Origin of the sequence: Dechloromonas sp. HYN0024 (genome assembly GCF_003441615.1) — a bacterium.
GTDB lineage: Bacteria > Pseudomonadota > Gammaproteobacteria > Burkholderiales > Rhodocyclaceae > Azonexus.
The window spans coordinates 1778615-1797278 of record NZ_CP031842.1 but is presented as its reverse complement, the minus strand read 5'-3'; the positions used below and the strand labels follow the sequence as shown (position 1 = coordinate 1797278).

Sequence of the window (18664 nt, the reverse complement as noted above, 5' to 3'; positions counted from 1 at the left end):
ACCGCTGCACTCTGCCATCTACCGGACGGATTACGCGAACGCCTCGGTCAAAGCCGCCGTTAAGCAGAACAAAAGGCAATAGCAGCTTTACACAAAATTCCTGACATGCTTTTTACTGAAAATTTCCGGCCCATTTTATTAACCGGAAATAGTCGAATCTTTTAGCTTTTCCTTGATTTCCTGCAGCATGCTCTGGGCTTCTTCGAAGCGGAATTGTTGGATATGTTGGCTGAGTGCGGTGAGAGTTTTGGCATCGATCTCGCCGGAAAGTGCCGGTAGGGCGGTTTCGCTGAATTTAATGGCTTCCATGCTGCTTTCCGCGACAAGTTTGTAGAGCTTTTCGCAGGCACTTGCCGCACTAAGTTCGGGGCCAGTCGAAAGATCTTTGAGTTGTTGCAACTGTTGTTGCAACTGACTACTTAGGCTTGCAATAAATTGAGCACACACCGGTTCCAGTTCGGCAAAAGCCTTGCGGGCTTCCTCCGCAGCATTTAAGTGTTGTTCCTTAAGGGGCAGTTCAAGGGCCTGAGCGAGCGCATATAAATGTTTGGCGCCGATGTTGCCGGCACTGCCCTTAAGGCTGTGGGCTAATTGGCGCAAGACATCGAGCTGCCCATTATCCAGGGCAGTGCGCATTCGGTAGAGATCGTCCTGGTGGGTTTCGCAGAAGATATGCAGAACGCGGGCATAGGTTTTCCACTTTCCTGAGACGACGCGCAGGCCATTGGCAATGTCGAGGCCGGGAATTTGTGCGAGAGCGACTCGTTGCCGTTGTTCTTCTTCGGGGAATCGGGGAGTCAGCACTTTGCCGTCACGGTTCATCCAGCGCAGCAGAGCGTTGTACAAGGAGTTTGGATCTACTGGCTTGGCGATGTGATCGTTCATTCCAGCGCCCAGGCAAAGTTCGCGGTCTTCCGAGAAGGCGTTGGCAGTCATGGCCAGGATCGGAAGCGCGGTTTTCCCGGGTAGGCTGCGGATGCGCCGGGTGGCTTCGATGCCGTCCAGAATGGGCATCTGGATATCCATGAGAATCAGGTCGTAATTACGGGCTTTTACGCAGTCAATGGCTTCTTGTCCGTTATTCGCAAGATCGACCACGATACCCACATCTTCCAGCAGTTCAAGCGCCACTTCCTGATTGACCGGGTTGTCTTCGGCGAGCAGCACATGGTGACCGCGCAGGGCACCGATGTCGCCATTGGGTTGTGGTTCGTTGGGGCCGTGTCGTTGTTGGCCACCGAGCAGTGCTTCGTAGAGCGCGTTTTGCAGTTCCCCCAGTGTTAACGGTTTGTTGATCTGGACGAAGATGCCGGATTCGCGCATGCGCTCAGCGGGCCAGTTGCGGCCGTAGGCGGTGACCAAGATAATGCGGGGCGGGTGCTGGCACATGGCGACGATTCGTCGGCTGGTTTCGATACCATCCATGCCGGGCATGGCCCAGTCGGTCAGAACGAGATCGTAGCCATCACCGTTGGCCAATGCATGGCTAACCAATTTGAGGGCTTCTTCACCGGAGCATGCGGCATCGACCCGGGCGTTTATTCCACCCAGCATGTGGCAGATGGCTTCGCGGGCATCTGGATCGTCGTCGATGACAAGAATATGCAATGCATCTGGTAAGTGCCGGCCGGAAAAGCGGGGGCCGGATTGGGCGGCTGCCATCAGGGGGATTTCGACCCAGAAGGTGCTGCCCTGTCCGGGTGTGCTGTCGACACCGATCTGTCCTCCCATGAGTTCCGCCAGGCGCCTGCAAATGGCTAGACCAAGACCGGTGCCGCCGTATTTGCGGGTGGTCGAGCTATCGGCCTGCTCAAAGGCTAAGAAAAGGCGCTCAATTTGTTCGCTGGAGATACCAATCCCGGTATCTGCTACTTCGAAGCGAATCAACAGGTGTTCGTCGTTGGAGGGGAGGCGTTTGGCGCGGAATATGATGTTGCCCTGCGCGGTGAATTTGAGCGCATTGCTGGCGAAATTGGTCAGGATCTGAGCGATGCGCATAGCGTCGCCATGCAGTATGGGCGGAATTTCCGGATCGAGCCGAGTGACGACTTCCAGACCCTTGCTTTCGGCTTGCATGCCGATCAGGACGGTCAGTTGCCTGAATAGCTGGTCGAATTCGAAATCGGCATTTTCGATGCGCAGCTTGTCGGCTTCGATTTTCGAGAAATCCAGAATGTCATTGATTATGCTGAGCAAGTGTTGGGCGGCAACCATGATCTTGTCGATATGGCCGCGATCCTGCACCGATTGGGCATCGCGCTTAAGCAGATGGGCGAGGCCGATGATGGCGTTCATCGGGGTGCGGATTTCGTGGCTCATGTTTGCCAAGAAAGAACTTTTGGCGCGGCTGGCCGACTCCGCCTGGTCCTTGGCCAGGGCTAGTTCAGATGTACGTTCAAGTACCATCGATTCGAGTTGTTCCTCATGTTGGCGAAGGTTTTCGGCAATGTGTTCGCGATCGAGGATTTCGGCTTCCAGGGACTGGTGAGAGCGCTGAATTTCATCTCGCATGATGCCAAAATCCTGAATCAGCTCGCCGATTTCATCTTGGGCTGGGCGCGGAAGGTGGACGCTGAAGTCGCCATCGGCCAGGCGATTGGCAGCCAAGGCCAAGCTGCGTGCTGGACGTAGTACGGCAAATTCGAGAACGGCAACCAAGAGCAGGGTGAGCAGGAGCAGGGAGCCGAGTAGCCAGTACATCAGGGCGCGATGATGGGCCTGGTTTTCGGCGACAAAGGCGTCGAGGTCGAGTTCGACACTGAGCGTGCCGAGAGGCTTTCCTTCAAGCAGGATGGGTTGCTTGAGTTCGGCAATCCGTCCTTCCGGGGTTGGTTTGACGGTGCCGCGCAATGGGTAAATCTGCATGCCCAACTCGTTGCTGAGCCGGATGTCACGCCATTCCTTATTTTTCGCCTTCAGTACATTCAGTGTTTCATACAGGCTATCGATTTGCGAGGTCAGCAGGAGTGGTGTGATGGCATCGACTACGCTATCGATATGGCGTTCGATGCGTGTGAGGTGGGCACGTTCGGCTTGGCGTATGGACTCCGGAATCCATACGAAATTGAGAACTGTGCCGATCAGGGTACTGAGAACAAGCAGTGGCAGGAGGAGCTTTAGGCGCAAGCGCATTGGCTAACCTATGGGCGAATCAATTTGTCCAGTAGCGATCCAGGCCCCAACTGCGCATCGGGACGTAATCCTTGATGGATGTCGCAACCGGCTGGCGCATCGGCACCTTGTCGAGCAGATTTTGCCCATCCGAAGTCGCTGCCAGACCGAGAATTGATTGCTGGACGGCGGTACGAACTGATTTGGGTACACGTGGATGAGCGGAAATGGGATGAGAGGGCATTTCGCGTGTTACATACAGCACGCGCAGCAAATCGCGCACGGCCGGTTCCTGCTCGGACAGGGTCTTTTCAACGCCTCCGCCGGCCGGCAGGAGACCGTTGGCGACATTCATGTAAACCGAACTATGAGTATTTACATTGACCGGTTCGACCGTCACCTTGAACAGGCGTTCGAGATCGGCGCGAACGAGCAGGCTGGCACCCAGGGCATTAGGCGACGGAATGGCCAACTTGCTCCCAGCCAGGTCGGCGGGGGATTTCAAGGCGCTGTCCTTGGCGACGACGATCAGGCCGCGCAACGGCTCAGCATCGCGGACAAGCGGAATATAGCCTTGTTGCGTACTTTCTCGAAGGATGTGGTAAGGGTTGGTATAGACGAAATCGTAGGCGCCGCGCGCCAATTGCCCCTCGAATTCCTTAACCGACATGGCGACGACAAATTTGAGCTGTACACCACTGCGTTGAGCAATGTCCTCGATGATCGGGCGCCAGATGGCGAACAACTTGCGTTGCTCGAACTGGGGGACAACACCGAAGCTATATTCCTGCGCCACCGCAATGAGCGGAGCACAAAGCGCAAGCCAGCAGACTGCCAGTCCGGGGTTCCAAATCGCTTTGTTCCAGGCACGCCGCATTGACGAGAACATGATCTTTCTCCTGCGCAACAGTCGGGGAGGCTGCGAGACTTATTGCCAGACAAACCGGCAAAAGTTTAAATTTGAAGATTTTGACTGTTTTGCCATATTAGGCTGCATTGAAAAAAAACTCAATAGTGTCCAACCGCACTTGCCAGAAATATTTGAGCAGGCATCGATAGTGACGGGTTTCCAGGACATCGGACCGTAACCGCCCGAGCGCCGCGGTGGCATTGATTCTGATTGTTAAATCCGGGTTCGACGGAAAGTTATTGGATGTACGGATAGCGAGCGTGCCCGGAGTATTGCGTAAAGCAGGCATTACCAGTGGCATCGAGGAAGGATTGCTTTGGCCGATGAGCACTCGGTCGCCACGTCGCGCTAATGACTGCTGCAATCAACTCCCTGCCGTTCGACGGTTGCTGCAACGAATGGCGGTAACGGGCACGGTGCTGCCAGTGAGGTCGTCAATTCCTAAGCAGGAATTGGATGCATATTTCTGCGTCGCACAATAAATTGCCGCGATGACTGTGCAAGTCGATTCGCTCTGATCAATCCAGTCTGTTGTCCGGTTAATCCCGATACCCGATTTTTCGTCAGTTATCGGTACATTCAGGGGCGAATTGGGGTCAGTAGAGTTTCGCCATCAGTCGTTGCAAGGCGTCCACGCGTTCCGCTGGCGTGGCGGCCAGCAAACCCTGCTGCTGCAGGATCGAGATCAAGTGGCGGGGGGCGCTTCCCTTGTAGCCGACGATCTCGACATGGCCGGCGGCAACTTCAACGTTGGCGAGGCGTGGGTAGGCGTCAATGACAGGCTGGTACTGCTCGGCCAGGCTGAAGATGTGATCACTTTCCTGGCAGGTGCCGGCCGCATCGCGGCGGCGGCAGGTGTTGCGCTCATCGGTGACCACTTTCACGTAGCGCTGCACCGAGGCAACCAATGGGCCTGGACGGCGGATGAAATCGGAAGAGGCGGTAATCTCATGCCAATTATCACCGGTGACCGCCCTGCAACTGAGTGGAATCAATCCTAGACTGGCCCAGTGCAGGCCGCGATATCCGCACAGGTTCGCTGCGGCAATGCCGGCGACCGGGGCTGAGACGGTTACCAGATTGACGTTCAACCCGTTGCGCTCCCACTCGGGGCGGCGTTCGCCTTCCATGGCCTTCCTCGCTATCAGCCCGCCCATGCTATGGCCGACAACGGTGAACTCCCGATTGCGCAATTTTCCGGCCAGCGCATCGACGGCCGTAGTCAGCTGCTCGGCGCTACGTTGCAGGCTGGCCCGGTCGTCATAGGTGAAGCAGACCGCTTGCTGGCCGTGAAAGGCGTAGAGCTGGGCGAGCGAGCGGAACCGTCCGGCTGATCCGTTACAACCGTGCACCAGTATGGTTACCGGCTTCGACGAGTCGAGCGACAAGGTCTGCTCGGCCTCATCCGTGCAGGGCCCTAACTGCGGGAGCTGGATGGTGATGTCGGGCGCGGGGAGTCTGCCGGTCTCCAGGGGACTGGGGTCGAAATACGGTGCTTTCAGGAGGGCACAACCCGAGATAAGGCTGGCCAATAGCGCGCCTGATATCGCCCCGAAAATAGAGCGCGCGCCACGATGAAGCGAGTTCAATCGATCCTGCATGTTCATTCAGTCTGTCCGCAATTCAAGGAAGCCCATGCTTCGCATCATAGCTTGGGCGGGACACGAAAATGGCGGTCAGTTACTGATCTGTCAGCGGTTCAGATTCCGTCAGCTTCTGCACGATCAAGCTGCCTATCATGTCACCCTGGACGTTGACTGCCGTGCGCACGGTGTCAAGGATACGGTCGATGGGGAGGAGGATGGCAATGGCCGCGGTGGGCAGGCCGACCGATTCGAGGACGAGGACCATGCTCAGCATGCCGACGCTGGGGATGCCGGGGGCGCCGATGGCACCGAGCATGGCAACGAAGAAGATGATCAACTGGTGGGCAAGGTCGAGTTCGATGCCGGCCAGGCGGGCGACGAAAAGGGCAGCGGCGGCTTCGTAGAGGGCCGTGCCGTCCATGTTGACGGTGGCGCCAAGCGGTACGACGAAGTTGGCGATATCCTTTTTGACGTGCAGGTGCTGCTCGGTGCAGCGTAAGGTGATGGGCAGCGTGGCGGCGCTTGAACTGGTCGCGAAGGCGGTGATCATGGCTTCGCGGGAGCCTTTCCAGAAGCGCAGCGGTGACATGCGGGTGACCAGCCAGAGGAGCAGCGGCAGAATGACGATGCCGTGGAACAGCGTGGTGCCGGTAACGACCGCAATGAAATGGGCGAGGCTGGTGAGCAGGGCGGCGTTTTGCGTGGCGACCAGTTGCATCAGCAGCGCGGCCAGGCCGAAGGGTGCCAGGCGCATGATCCAGCCGACGATGAGCAGGCAGAGTTCCTGTAATTCCTGAAGCAGGTTACGGATGTTCTTGTAGCGTTCTCCGCCGACCACGAGCGCAATGCCGAGAATCAGCGCAATGATGACGACGGCCAGGATGTCGCCATCGGCCAATGCCTTGAAGGGATTCTGAAAGAGGCCGCGCATGAACTGGGCGATATAGTCGGGCAGCGGCATCTGGCGCGCCTGGTAGTTTCGGGTGGCGTCGGCAAACATCTCCAGTTGCAGGCCTTCGCCAGGCCGGAAAAGGCTGGCAGCACCGAGGCCGAGAATGATCGCAATGGTCATCGATAGCGAGAAGAAGCCGAGCGTGGCGATCCACACCCGGTGCATTTGCTGGTGGGCGCGCAGATTGGCGACGCCACAGACGATGGAAGAAAAGACCAGCGGTACGAGGATGACGCGCAGCAGGTCGAGAAACAGGTTGCCGAGCATTTTGGCACCGTACAGGCTGTTGCTGACCAATGGGGTTGCGGTCGGCAGGGTGGCCAGCCAGAGGCCGCCGGCGATGCCGAGCAGGCAGCCGATCAGGATCTGGGTGTTGAGCGAAGGACGGTGCATTCTGGGGTCGCGTGAAGAGAGTTGATGATTGAGTGGTAGCGGCTTGCCGGGATAGGGGCACTTAGCCGAGTAGCGTGATTTTAAGTTTTTGCACGAGGCTTAGTTCGGACCACCAGCGGATGCCGTTTTCGCGGAACTCGCTACCCTTTTCGGTGAGCGCCAGTTTGATCGCACCGAATTCGGTTTTTCCGCTGTCGGCGACAAAGCCGAATTCCATGAGGAACTGGGCGATGGCCGGCTGTACCTGCTGGCCGGAGAGTGTCCAGCGCGAGCCGTAGCCGTCGTCGTCGCCGCGCAGCAGTAACAAGGGTTCGAATTCGCTGATCAGGCGCAAAACCTGCAGGGTTTCGGCGCGCAGTGGGACGGTGGCATGGTCCATGGCCCGGGCCTGTCGATCAATAGGGGGTGCGGCCGGGATCGGCCGCCCATTGGGTCAGCGGATCGAGCGAGCCGGCCAGCGGGTGGTGTTCCATGACAATGCTGCGTGCCGAAAAATGACGGTTCAGTTCGCTGTAAAGTTCGTCGTCGCAGAAGCCGATGGCTGCCGCTTCGGCCCGGCTGTTGGCGAAGACGATACGGTCGATGCGCGCCCAATAGGCGGCGGACAGGCACATCGGGCAGGGTTCGCTCGATGTGTATAGGGTGCAGCCGCTTAAATGGAAGTTCCCCATCGCGGCGCAGGCTTGGCGGATGGCGGCGATTTCGGCATGGGCCGTCGGATCATGGCTGGCGACGACGCAATTCCAGCCTTCGGCAATGACCTTGCCGGCGCGTACGATGACCGCGCCGAAGGGGCCACCGGCACCGCTGGCGCTGCCGTGCCGGGCCAATTCGACGGCACGGGCGAGAAACTGCTCATCGGTGTTCATCGGAACGATCCTTCCTGAGGGCCGGGCGAACAAATAGTCGATGTTATTATACGGCCCCCATCATGGCGGGGCATTCGTTCCGCCGCAATCAGGCATGCGTCTTACCAAACTCAAACTCGCCGGCTTCAAATCCTTCGTCGATCCGACCTCTGTGGCCGTTCCCGGCCAACTCGTCGGCGTCGTTGGCCCCAATGGCTGCGGCAAATCCAACATCATGGATGCCGTGCGCTGGGTGCTGGGCGAGTCAAAGGCCTCCGAATTGCGCGGCGAGTCAATGATGGACGTCATTTTCAATGGCTCGTCGAACCGCAAGCCGGTATCGCGCGCCTCGGTCGAACTGATCTTCGAGAACCTGCTCGGGCGGGCCCTCGGTCAGTGGTCGCAATACACCGAACTGTCGGTCAAGCGGACGCTGACGCGGCAGGGGCAGTCGGACTACTTCATCAACAATCTGAAGGTCCGGCGCAAGGACATTACCGATCTGTTCCTCGGCACCGGCCTTGGCCCCCGTGCTTACGCCATCATTGGTCAGGGGATGATCTCGCGCATCATCGAGGCACGCCCCGACGATCTGCGCGTCTTTCTCGAAGAAGCGGCCGGCGTCACGCGTTACAAGGAGCGGCGCAAGGAAACCAACGGCCGGCTTGAGGACACCCGCGAGAACCTGCTGCGCGTCGAGGACATCCGTCTCGAACTCGGCAACCAGATGGAACGCCTGGAGGCCCAGGCCGAGGTGGCGCGCCGCTATCAGGGCCTGAACGAACAACTGGTGCTGCGTCAGCAGGTGCTCTGGCTCCTCAAGAAACGCGAAGCCGAGGCCGAACGCCTGCGCCTGTCGCTTGATGTCGAGCGCGCCGTGACAGAGCTTGAAGCGCAAAGTGCCGCCCTGCGCGAAACCGAAGCGCGCGCCGAAGAAACCCGCGAGGCGCACTTCGCCGCCGGCGATGCCCTGCACAATGCGCAAAGCGACATGTACGCGGCCAATGCCGAAGTCGCCCGGCTGGAGGCGGAAATCCGCCATCGCCGCGAATCGCGCAGCCAGCTTGAGGCGCGACTGACGCAACTGGAAGACGAACTGAAGCAGTGGAGCCAGACGGCCGAGAAGCTGGCAGAGGATCGCCTCAAGTGGGAAGAGTTGCAGGAAGTTACCAAGCTGCGTGTCGAGGAAGCCGAGGAGCGCCTGCACCAGCAGATGAACATCGCCCCGCAGGTCGAAGAAGACCATGCTCAGGCACAGGAGGAGTTGCAACGCCTGAAGACGCGGTCAACCAATGGTGAGCAGAAGCTGGAAGTCGAGTTGACCAACAAGGCACACGCCCAGCGCGCCCTGCAGTCGATTATCCAGCGCCGCGAACGCCTGCGTGAGGAAACCGGCGGCATCAACCCGCCCGACGAACTGGATCTGGCCGAAAAGGAAGAAGAGCTCGCCCTCTTGCGTGAGGAACTGGCCGGTGATCAGGACCAGTTGCAGCAATTGCAGCAGGAGTTGCCGCAGGTCGAAGCCCGGCGCAAGGAGGCGCAGGCGGAAGTCCAGCGCATCGAACGCGAACTGGCTGCCGGTCAGGCCCGCCGCGCCGCTCTTGAACAAATGCAGGCGCGCACGCAGCAGAGTGGCAAGTTGCCGGAATGGCTGCGTCGCCACAATCTCGACGATGCGCCGCCGCTGTGGCAGAAGATTCACGTTGAAGCGGGCTGGGAAGATGCCGTCGAAGCAGTTCTGCGTGAGCGCCTGAGTGCCATTGCCTGCGACGATCCGGCCAGGCTCGACGCCTGGCTGCATGATCGGCCGGAAGCGCGGCTGGCCCTGGTGCTGTCTGGCAGTGCCGTGGCTGCGGCAGGTGTCGGCGAGAACGCATTGGCCGCCCGCGTGCGCAGCGATGATGCCGCCATCCGTGCCGTGCTGGCCGACTGGCTGGGGGCGGTACGCACCGCCGAGTCGCTGGGTGAGGGGCTGGCGCAACGTGGTGAACTGCCGGATGGTGGCTTGCTCGTCACCCGGGGCGGTGACCTGCTGACCCGCCACAGCGTCACTTTCTTTGCGCCGGATCAGGGCGAACATGGTCTGCTCGAACGTCAGCGCGAAATCGAGACGCTGGGCGAGGGGATTGCCCTGGCCGAGGATCAGGCGGGCGCGATGCGCGAGCAGTTGCTCATGCTCGATGAGCAGATTGACGACAAACAGGCCGAAATGGGCGAAATCCGGCAATACGTTGCCGACCGCCAGCAGCGCGTGCATGCCGTGCAGATGGAAGTGCTGAAGCTGTCACAAGCCATTGAGCGCTACAAGGAACAGAAGGAGCGCCTCAACGAGCAGCTGGCTGAACTCGCCGAGGAAGAAGAAAGCGAACGCGAGCGCGACATGTCGGCGGATGAGCGCATCGAGGAAATCCGCGATGGTTTGAGCCGCATCCGCGTTCTGGTTCATGGCGCGCAGTCGCGGCTCGACGAATGCGAGCGGGCCGTGCGGACCGAGCGTGAGCGCAATGCCGATTTCGACCGGGCCTTGCGCGAAGCGCAGTTCTCGTTGCGCGAATGCGAAAGCAAGCTGCAGGATGTCTTCGCCCAGCAGGCGACGGCCCAGCGTGAATTGAACCGCATCGAGAAGGACCGCGCCCAGTGCGCCGAGCAGGTCGAGGCGGCACCACCCGATGTCATGGAAGGTGCCCTGCAGATGGCGCTGGAGGCCCGGCAATCGGCAGAGAAGGTGCTGGCCGACAAGCGCGATGCGCTCGAAGCGGCAACCCAGGCCCTGCGCGGTTTCGAGGAGCAGCGCATGCGTATTGAGCAGGGCCTCGAGCCGCTGCGCGTGCGGATCGGTGAATTGAAATTGAAAGAGCAGGCGGCAGCCCTGAGTACCGAACAGTTCGCCCAGCAGTTATTGGAGGCCGGTGCCCACGAGGAGGCCCTTCAGGGCGAACTCGGGAATGCCCGGCCAGCCAGCCTGCAGGGCGAAATCACCCGGCTCGGCAATGCCATCGCCGAGCTTGGCGCGGTCAATATGGCGGCCCTGCAGGAGCTGGAAACGGCGACCGAGCGCAAGGGCTACCTCGACATGCAGGCGGCCGACCTCAACGAGGCGATGGAAACGCTGGAAAATGCCATTCGCCGCATCGACCGTGAAACCCGCGAGTTGCTGCAAAGCACCTTCGATACGGTCAATGGTCATTTTGGCACGTTGTTCCCCGAACTGTTCGGTGGCGGCCGGGCCGAGCTGGTGATGACCGGCGACGAAATTCTCGATGCCGGCGTGCAGGTCATCGCCCAGCCGCCAGGCAAGAAGAATTCGACCATTCACTTGCTCTCCGGTGGTGAAAAGGCGCTGACGGCGATTGCCCTGGTTTTCTCGATGTTCCAGTTGAACCCGGCCCCATTCTGCCTGCTTGACGAGGTTGATGCGCCGCTCGATGACAGCAATACCGAGCGTTTTTGCTCAATGGTCAAGAAAATGTCAGGCGGGACACAGTTCCTTTTCATTTCTCATAATAAAATCGCCATGGAAATGGCCGAACAGCTGGTCGGCGTCACCATGCAGGAATCCGGCGTCTCGCGCGTCGTCGAAGTAGATATTCAGGAAGCTTTGAAAATGAGGGATGCGGCTTAAATGACCGAGCTTCAATTAGGTTTGATCGGACTGGGGGCGACGGCGGTAATCGGCGTTTTCGGCTATAACAAGTGGCAGGAATATCGTCAGCGCAAGCTGGCGGAAGCTGTTCTCAAGCCGCACCACGCCGATATCCTGTTCGATGATGCGGAAAGATCCGACCCGCCGCCCGTGGTCGTTGAGCGTAGCGAGCCGGAAGTTCGGGCCGAAGCACCCGTGCAACTTGATGAGCGCGTCGAGCCGGTTTTCGTCGATCCGCTGCCGACCGAGCCGTCGGATGACATGATGCTGGTGGCCGAGACTGATACTGTCATGCCGGAAAGGCCGGTTATGCCGCAAATGCCGGTTGTCGACATTCCGCCTGCCCCCGCTGTCGAGCCGCCGGCAGTGCCGCTGCCGGTTCAGGCTGTCGTGGCGGACGATGCGCCGGAGGTCCCGGCCGGTCCGGTACCGGCCGAATTGCTCGACCCCCGTCTCGAATTCATTGTGGCGATGGAACTGGTCGAGCCGGTGTCGGCCAGAGATGTCCTGCATTCACAGCGTTCAGCCCTGCTGCGCCTGAACAAGCCGGTGCATTGGGTCGGTTACAACGAGTCGACCCGTGAATGGGTGCGCCTTGCCCCGGACAGCGAACTCAGGCTGCGCCGCCTGCGGGTCGGTCTGCAACTGGTCAATCGCCGGGGGCCACTGGCCGACAGCGACATGAGCACCTTCATCACGGCCATGCAGGCCCTGGCTGATGAATTGATGGCGGTGGCCGACATGCCTTCGTCGCGTGTTTTTGATCAGGCTGCCGAAATCGACCAGTTCTGCGCCTCGGTGGACCTTGAAATCGGTCTCAATCTGGTCAGTCGGGGCAGTGCGTTCTCGGGTACCAAGATTCGTGCACTGGCCGAAGCGGCCGGCATGGTGCTTGGTATGGGGGGCACCTTTACCCGCTACGACGATAGTGGTCGCGTCCTGTTCTGCCTGCAGAACTATGAAAGTACGCAGTTCTCGGCCGAGGCACTGCGCACACTGACAACCCATGGCCTGACTTTCCTGCTCGATGTGCCGCGCGTCGATCACGGCGAACGCACTTTCATGCAGATGACCGAGATCGCCAGGCGCTTCGCCGATACGCTGAACGGTGCACTGGTTGACGACAATCGCCAGCCGCTCAGCGAATCGCAGCTCGATCATATCCGTCGTGAATTCATCGGCAAGCCGCAGGCGACGATGGCCGGTTTTGGCCTGACCGCCGGTTCGCCCCAGGCGCTGCGGCTTTTTTCCTGATGCTTGTTCCTGCTGTTGCGGCGGCGCGCGCAGCCTGGCTGCGCGCTGAGCTTGAGCGCCATAATCACGCCTATTACGACCTCGATGCACCGACCATCCCGGATGCCGAGTATGACCAGTTGTTTCGTGAACTGCAGGGCCTCGAGGCCGACCATCCCGATCTGCTGACGGTTGATTCGCCGACCCAGCGGGTGGGTGGCGTTCCCCTCAAGGAATTCCCGCCGCGCCAGCACGGCGTACCGATGCTCTCGCTCAACAACGCTTTTGCGACCGAGGAGGTGGAAGCCTTCGACAAGCGCGTGCGCGATGGTCTGGAGACGATTGCCGAGATTGATTACGCGGTCGAGCCGAAATTCGATGGCCTGGCCATCAGCCTGACCTATGAAAACGGTGTCTTCACCTGCGGCGCGACGCGCGGTGATGGTGTGACCGGCGAGGAAGTAACCCCCAATTTGCGCACCCTGCGCGGGATCCCTCTGCGCCTGAAGGGCGCGGGCTGGCCGGCGCTGATCGAGGTGCGCGGCGAAGTGCTGATGTTCAAGGCCGATTTCGCCCAACTCAATGCCCGCCAACGCGAACGCGGTGACAAGGAATTCGCCAATCCGCGCAATGCCGCCGCCGGCAGTCTGCGCCAGCTCGATTCGAAGATTACGGCTGGACGGCCCTTGTCGTTTTTTGCTTATGGCGTCGGGGCGGGGGCGGATTCATTGGCCGTCAGGACGCATGGCGAGATGATGAATCTCCTGGCTACCTGGGGTTTCCCGGTGGCCGAGGAACGCCGTGTCGTGGCCGGCGCGCGTGGTCTGCTCGGCTATTTTGTCGATATTGGAGTCAAGCGTCCGGCGCTGCCCTACGACATCGATGGTGTGGTGTACAAGGTCAATCGCCTCGACTGGCAGGCCCGCCTCGGCTTTGTCTCGCGGGCGCCGCGCTTTGCCATCGCCCACAAGTTTCCGGCTGAAGAGGCGCTCACGGAGGTGCTCGGCATCGATGTTCAGGTTGGACGTACCGGTGCGATTACCCCCGTTGCCCGGTTAAAGCCGGTGTTTGTCGGCGGCGTCACGGTCACCAACGCCACCCTACACAACGAGGATGAAGTTCGCCGCAAGGATGTCCGGGTCGGCGATACGGTGATTGTCCGGCGGGCTGGTGATGTGATTCCCGAGGTTGTCGCCATCGTCGCCGACAAGCGGCCGACGCGTGACCTGTTCGGAGGCGAGCCGTTGCATCCAGCCTTCGAACTGCCCAAAGTATGTCCCGAATGCGGCTCGGCCGTGGCGCGCGGCGAGGATGAGGCAATTGCCCGCTGTACCGGCGGCCTCTATTGCCCGGCACAGCGCAAGCAGGCGCTGTGGCACTTTGCGGCGCGGCGGGCGATGGATATCGAGGGACTGGGCGACAAACTCGTCGATCAGCTGGTTGATGCCGGGCTGGTCCACACGCCGGCTGATCTCTATGGCTTGACGGTCGATACGCTGGCTGGACTCGATCGCATGGGCGAAAAATCGGCGCAGAATCTGGTGGTGGCGATTGCCAGCAGCCGGCAGACGACGCTTGGGCGATTTATCTTCGGGCTGGGTATTCGCAATGTCGGCGAAGCCACGGCGCGTGATCTGGCCAAGCATTTTGGCGGGCTCGATGCCTTGCTGGCGGCTGATGCCGCCAGTCTGCAAACGGTGCCGGATGTCGGGCCGGTGGTGGCTGCCAGCATCGCTGCATTCTTCGGTGAGGCGCACAATCGCGAGGTGATCGATGGCTTGCGCCGCGCCGGTGTCTGCTGGCCGGAAGGTGAGCCGGCCACAGCCGGGCCTCAGTTGCTGGCCGGCCAGACGCTGGTGCTGACCGGTACCTTGCCGACCCTCAAACGCGATGATGCCAAGGCGATGATCGAGGCGGCCGGGGGCAAGGTCGCCGGCTCAGTGTCGAAGAAGACGAATTACGTCGTGGCTGGCGAAGAAGCCGGTTCAAAGCTCGAAAAAGCCATCGAACTGGGTATCACGGTAATAGATGAGGCAGAATTGCTAAAGTTGCTCGAAAAGGAAGTCCAATAATGAAAAAAGTCCGCAAGGCTGTATTCCCCGTTGCCGGCATGGGCACCCGTTTTCTGCCAGCGACCAAGGCCAGTCCGAAGGAAATGCTGCCCATTGTCGACAAGCCGCTGATCCAGTACGCCGTCGAAGAGGCGGTGGCCGCCGGGATCACCGACATGGTCTTTGTTACCGGTCGCTCAAAGCGCGCCATCGAGGATCATTTCGACAAGGCCTATGAGCTGGAAAGCGAACTTGAAGCGCGCGGCAAGAGTGAGTTGCTCGATTTCGTGCGCAACATGATTCCCAAGAACATCAACTGCATCTACATCCGTCAGGCCGAGGCGCTCGGTCTCGGCCACGCCGTGCTGTGTGCCAAGCCGGTGATCGGTGACGAGCCGTTTGCGGTGATCCTCGCCGACGACCTGCTTGACGGCGATACGGCGGTGATGAAGCAGATGACCGACACCTACGATTACTATCGGTGCTCGGTGCTCGGGGTGCAGGATGTGCCGCGGGCTGAAACCAAGAGCTACGGCATTGTCGATGCCCGGCCGGTAGCCGAGCGGGTCGAGCAGATCAATGCCATCGTCGAGAAGCCGAAGCCCGAAGAGGCGCCGTCGACGCTGGCCGTGGTTGGTCGCTATATCCTGACGCCGCGCATCTTCCATCATCTCGAAAACGTCAAGCCGGGGGCTGGTGGTGAAATCCAGCTGACCGACGGCATTGCCTCACTGCTCAGCGAGGAGCAGGTGCTGGCCTATCGTTATGACGGAACGCGCTACGATTGTGGTTCCAAGCTCGGCTATCTTCAGGCGACGGTCGTTTTCGGCCAGCGCCATCCGGAAGTTGGCCCGGCTTTCGATGCATATCTAAAAACACTGGGGGGCTGAATGGACGTCAAAAAAGCGCAGGCCATGCTGGCCAATGCCGAACTGATTCATAGCGAGGCGACGGTGCAGGGGGCCGTGACGGAAATGGCAGCGGCGATTCGTGCCCGCCTGGCCGACAAGTACCCGCTGGTTCTCTGTGTAATGACCGGCGGCGTTGTCTTCTGCGGTCAATTGCTGACCAAGCTCGATTTTCCGCTCGATTTCGATTACCTGCACGCCACGCGCTACGGCCCGGAAACCCAGGGCGGCAAGATATCCTGGCGTTCCGCCCCGTGGACTTCGGTCAAGGGGCGTTCGGTGCTGGTCGTTGACGACATCCTCGACGAAGGCGTGACGTTGGCTGCGGTCAAGGAAAGTCTGCGCCGCATGGGGGCCGACGAGGTGCTCACAGCGGTGTTTGCCGACAAACTGAATGGCAAGCAAAAGCCGATTACCGCCGATTTCGTCGGCCTCACCGTGCCTGACCGTTTCGTCTTCGGTTTCGGCATGGATGCAGGCGGCGTCTGGCGCAACCTGCCCGCCGTATATGCCATGAAGGATGATGCATGAGCGGTGCGACGGTCGCCGAGTTCATCGGCTACTGGGAACATGAGGGCGAGGCCTACGTCCGGCACGGCGATTACGACTGGATGGCGTCCCTCGTCCCCGGTCAGCGCGTGCTTGAAATTGGCTGCGGCGTCGGTTTTGCGACCCAGGCCCTGGCCCGGCGCGGCTGCGCCGTGCTCTCCATCGATTCGCTCGATGACTGCCTCGAACGAACGCGGCAACGCGTCGACCCGGCGCAGGTCACGCTCCTCCAGGCCGACCTGACCGCACTAAGCGACGCCCAGCGCAGCACCATCGGCGATTTTGCACCGGATGTCGTCGTCTGCTGGCTGATGGGCGCCCCGGCCGCAACGACCGGCGCGCAGGCCAGCGATGGCGGGCGGGCCGTCATCGCCTACCGCGAAAAGCTGCATCGCCTGGTCGCCGAACTCGCCGCCAGCCTGCCCAGCGTGCGCTGGCTGCATCTTCTGGATCGCACGGCGATTCCCTGGCAGGCCAAGGACATCGGCCGCGACACCCTGGTCAATTACCATCTGGGCAAGACCCTGCTCGACCTGCCGTTCACCGCGACACGCCAGTCGGCGCTCTATCGCAAGCTGGGCGAAGAGGTGGGCGGCCCCCAACGCAAACAGCACCCATCGCTCAAGGGCGTGGTGCCGACGCTGGCCTCGTTGCTGGCGGAAAGGAAGCAATAGCATGCTGGCAATCATCGGCGGCAGCGGTCTGACGACCCTGTCCAATCTCGACGTTTCGCATCGCGAAGTGGTGCGCACCCCCTACGGCGAAGCCTCCGGCGCCCTGGTGTTCGGCCAGATCTGTGGTCAGCCGGTAGTCTTTCTGCCGCGTCATGGCTACGGTCATACCATTCCGCCGCACATGGTCAATTACCGGGCCAACATGTGGGCTTTGCATCACCACAAGGTGAGCGGTGTCATTTCCGTGGCTTCGGTCGGCAGCATCCGTCCCGACCTGCATCCGGGCGACATCGTCCTGCCCGACCAGATCATCGATTACACCTGGGGCCGCAAATCGACCATGTTCGACGGTAACGGCACGCCGGTGACGCACGTTGACTTTACCGAGCCCTATGATGCCGACCTGCGTCGCCGTATTCTTGCGGCTGGGCAGCAACTGAGCATCGACGTCAAAGTGGATGCCGTTTATGCCGCCACACAGGGGCCGCGTCTGGAAACGGCGGCCGAAATCAATCGCCTGGAACGTGACGGTGCCGACGTGGTCGGCATGACCGGCATGCCGGAGGCCATTCTGGCCCGTGAACTGGGTTTGCCCTATGCGGCCATCAACGTCGTCGCCAACCATGCGGCGGGTCGTGGCAACAGCGTCAATGGCATTCATTTCGAAAGCCTCGAGCATGTCCTGCAGGAGGCGATGGGACGAGTCAGGGCGATTGTCGAAAATCTGGTCGGATGCACGGATAGTTGCCAGCCGATGGGTCTGTCGGGTTAAGTATCGACGCTACGGCCTGCTGTCTGACTGATCGGGGTGGTGCCGATAGTGGTGGGTATGGCGAGGATTGGGCGGGGAGTCAGCGGCGCCAGGGATCCGCTTGCTTGCCTCGCCAATGACCGGGCAGGGCACCTCGCCCTCGGGTCATGCCCGTGTTCGTGCTAAACTCTTCGTTTGCCTTCAAACGCTTACCCGTGACGCCTGCCAATTTTGATTTTCACTGCCATTCCATCGTCTCCGACGGCTTTTTGCCGCCGGCGGTCGTGGCGCAGCGGGCGGCAGCCAATGGTGTCGATCTGTGGGCACTGACCGACCATGATGATATTAGTGGCCTGTCGGAAGCCAGGGGGGCGGCAGAAGCGGCCGGCATGGCTTTCGTCAATGGCGTCGAGATCTCGATTGAATGGCGCGGTGTTCCCATCCATGTGGTCGGTCTTGGCTTCGATGCGGCCAATCCGGCCTTGACCGGTGGCCTCGATGAACTCCGACTGGGCCGCGTCGAACGGGCTAAACGTATGGGCGAGGCGCTGGCCGCCATCGGCATCCCCGGCGTTTATGAAGGTGCCCTGACCTTTGTCACCAACCCGAGCCTGATCTCGCGGGCCCATTTTGCCCGTTACATGGTGTCGATCAACATTGCCCGCGATGTGCCGGGCATCTTTCAGCATTACCTGACGCCGGGCAAGCCGGGCTATGTCGATCATCGCTGGGCAACGCTCGACGACGCCGTGGGCTGGATTGCCGGGGCGGGTGGCGTCGCCGTGGTGGCCCATCCTGGCCGCTACAAGATGTCGGGTGCCGACATGCGCCACTTTCTTGGCGATTTCAAGGATGCGGGCGGGCAGGGCATTGAAGTCACCTGTGGCAGTCATTCGCCTGATCACGTCATGCATTTCGCCCGTCTGGCCCGCCATTTTTCCTTCCATGCCTCACGCGGTTCCGATTTTCACGGCCCGGACGAGAGCTATGTTGATCTCGGCAAGCTGCCGCCCTTGCCGGAAGACCTCAAGCCAGTCTGGCGTCTGGTGATCTGA

At 60.5% G+C, this 18664-nt stretch carries 15 protein-coding genes; 9 read left to right on the top strand and 6 right to left on the bottom strand.

The features are described 5' to 3' along the window. Positions 1-138 precede the first annotated feature (138 nt). A complete protein-coding gene (locus tag HYN24_RS08700; RefSeq protein WP_256372108.1) occupies positions 139-2700 on the bottom strand; it encodes a response regulator in 2562 nt (853 codons plus the stop codon). A 9-nt stretch (positions 2701-2709) separates the two neighbouring features. Between HYN24_RS08700 and HYN24_RS15885 the strand changes: the two genes are divergently transcribed. Next, complete coding sequence (locus tag HYN24_RS15885) at positions 2710-3120, top strand: hypothetical protein (RefSeq protein ID WP_162888666.1); 411 nt, start codon at positions 2710-2712, stop codon at positions 3118-3120. A gap of 31 nt (positions 3121-3151) precedes the next feature. On the opposite strand, the gene HYN24_RS08695 is transcribed toward HYN24_RS15885, so the two are convergent. The 5 genes from HYN24_RS08695 to HYN24_RS08670 form a co-directional block, all read right to left on the bottom strand. After that, entirely contained in the window at positions 3152-4000 is an 849-nt protein-coding gene (locus HYN24_RS08695; protein ID WP_240327643.1) for a phosphate/phosphite/phosphonate ABC transporter substrate-binding protein, read from the bottom strand. Positions 4001-4617: 617 nt separating this feature from the next. Next, positions 4618-5628 carry a triacylglycerol lipase gene (locus tag HYN24_RS08685; protein WP_117608877.1) on the bottom strand — a complete coding sequence of 337 codons (1011 nt, stop codon included), beginning with the start codon at positions 5626-5628 and terminating at the stop codon, positions 4618-4620. Positions 5629-5701: 73 nt separating this feature from the next. After that, positions 5702-6952 carry a dicarboxylate/amino acid:cation symporter gene (locus tag HYN24_RS08680; RefSeq protein ID WP_117608876.1) on the bottom strand — a complete coding sequence of 417 codons (1251 nt, stop codon included), beginning with the start codon at positions 6950-6952 and terminating at the stop codon, positions 5702-5704. 61 nt (positions 6953-7013) lie between these two features. Further along, complete coding sequence (locus HYN24_RS08675) at positions 7014-7331, bottom strand: hypothetical protein (RefSeq protein ID WP_117608875.1); 318 nt, start codon at positions 7329-7331, stop codon at positions 7014-7016. Between the two features lie 16 nt (positions 7332-7347). Further along, complete coding sequence (locus tag HYN24_RS08670; protein WP_117608874.1) at positions 7348-7821, bottom strand: nucleoside deaminase; 474 nt, start codon at positions 7819-7821, stop codon at positions 7348-7350. Positions 7822-7915: 94 nt separating this feature from the next. Between HYN24_RS08670 and smc the strand changes: the two genes are divergently transcribed. From smc to HYN24_RS08630, 8 genes are all read left to right on the top strand, one after another. Next, positions 7916-11422, top strand: a complete 3507-nt coding sequence (smc, locus tag HYN24_RS08665; protein WP_117608873.1) for a chromosome segregation protein SMC — start codon at positions 7916-7918, stop codon at positions 11420-11422. Continuing rightward, on the top strand, positions 11423-12697 hold the full coding sequence (locus HYN24_RS08660; RefSeq protein WP_117608872.1) for a cell division protein ZipA C-terminal FtsZ-binding domain-containing protein: 1275 nt from the start codon (positions 11423-11425) through the stop codon (positions 12695-12697). After that, positions 12697-14748 (top strand): NAD-dependent DNA ligase LigA, encoded by a 2052-nt coding sequence (ligA, locus tag HYN24_RS08655; RefSeq protein WP_117608871.1) that lies wholly within the window; start codon positions 12697-12699, stop codon positions 14746-14748. Before HYN24_RS08660 ends, ligA begins: the two co-directional genes overlap by 1 nt. Continuing rightward, the gene (galU, locus tag HYN24_RS08650; RefSeq protein WP_117608870.1) at positions 14748-15617 is read left to right on the top strand and encodes a UTP--glucose-1-phosphate uridylyltransferase GalU; all 870 of its coding nucleotides are present in this window, start codon (positions 14748-14750) and stop codon (positions 15615-15617) included. The genes ligA and galU overlap by 1 nt, the downstream gene beginning before the upstream one ends. Further along, the gene (locus HYN24_RS08645; protein ID WP_117608869.1) at positions 15618-16166 is read left to right on the top strand and encodes a hypoxanthine-guanine phosphoribosyltransferase; all 549 of its coding nucleotides are present in this window, start codon (positions 15618-15620) and stop codon (positions 16164-16166) included. After that, complete coding sequence (locus HYN24_RS08640) at positions 16163-16858, top strand: bifunctional 2-polyprenyl-6-hydroxyphenol methylase/3-demethylubiquinol 3-O-methyltransferase UbiG (protein ID WP_117608868.1); 696 nt, start codon at positions 16163-16165, stop codon at positions 16856-16858. The genes HYN24_RS08645 and HYN24_RS08640 overlap by 4 nt, the downstream gene beginning before the upstream one ends. 1 nt (position 16859) lies before the next feature. Further along, positions 16860-17630, top strand: a complete 771-nt coding sequence (locus HYN24_RS08635) for an S-methyl-5'-thioinosine phosphorylase (RefSeq protein WP_117608867.1) — start codon at positions 16860-16862, stop codon at positions 17628-17630. 194 nt (positions 17631-17824) lie between these two features. Continuing rightward, entirely contained in the window at positions 17825-18664 is an 840-nt protein-coding gene (locus tag HYN24_RS08630; protein WP_240327642.1) for a 3',5'-nucleoside bisphosphate phosphatase, read from the top strand.

Excerpts from the sequence above, each read along its gene's own strand:
- HYN24_RS08700 (WP_256372108.1), bottom strand. The coding sequence starts at position 2,700 with ATGTACTGGCTACTCGGCTCCCTGCTCCTGCTCACCCTGCTCTTGGTT.
- HYN24_RS15885 (WP_162888666.1), top strand. The coding sequence starts at position 2,710 with ATGATGGGCCTGGTTTTCGGCGACAAAGGCGTCGAGGTCGAGTTCGAC.
- HYN24_RS08695 (WP_240327643.1), bottom strand. The coding sequence starts at position 4,000 with ATGTTCTCGTCAATGCGGCGTGCCTGGAACAAAGCGATTTGGAACCCC.
- HYN24_RS08685 (WP_117608877.1), bottom strand. The coding sequence starts at position 5,628 with ATGAACATGCAGGATCGATTGAACTCGCTTCATCGTGGCGCGCGCTCT.
- HYN24_RS08680 (WP_117608876.1), bottom strand. The coding sequence starts at position 6,952 with ATGCACCGTCCTTCGCTCAACACCCAGATCCTGATCGGCTGCCTGCTC.
- HYN24_RS08675 (WP_117608875.1), bottom strand. The coding sequence starts at position 7,331 with ATGGACCATGCCACCGTCCCACTGCGCGCCGAAACCCTGCAGGTTTTG.
- HYN24_RS08670 (WP_117608874.1), bottom strand. The coding sequence starts at position 7,821 with ATGAACACCGATGAGCAGTTTCTCGCCCGTGCCGTCGAATTGGCCCGG.
- smc (WP_117608873.1), top strand. The coding sequence starts at position 7,916 with ATGCGTCTTACCAAACTCAAACTCGCCGGCTTCAAATCCTTCGTCGAT.
- HYN24_RS08660 (WP_117608872.1), top strand. The coding sequence starts at position 11,423 with ATGACCGAGCTTCAATTAGGTTTGATCGGACTGGGGGCGACGGCGGTA.
- ligA (WP_117608871.1), top strand. The coding sequence starts at position 12,697 with ATGCTTGTTCCTGCTGTTGCGGCGGCGCGCGCAGCCTGGCTGCGCGCT.
- galU (WP_117608870.1), top strand. The coding sequence starts at position 14,748 with ATGAAAAAAGTCCGCAAGGCTGTATTCCCCGTTGCCGGCATGGGCACC.
- HYN24_RS08645 (WP_117608869.1), top strand. The coding sequence starts at position 15,618 with ATGGACGTCAAAAAAGCGCAGGCCATGCTGGCCAATGCCGAACTGATT.
- HYN24_RS08640 (WP_117608868.1), top strand. The coding sequence starts at position 16,163 with ATGAGCGGTGCGACGGTCGCCGAGTTCATCGGCTACTGGGAACATGAG.
- HYN24_RS08635 (WP_117608867.1), top strand. The coding sequence starts at position 16,860 with ATGCTGGCAATCATCGGCGGCAGCGGTCTGACGACCCTGTCCAATCTC.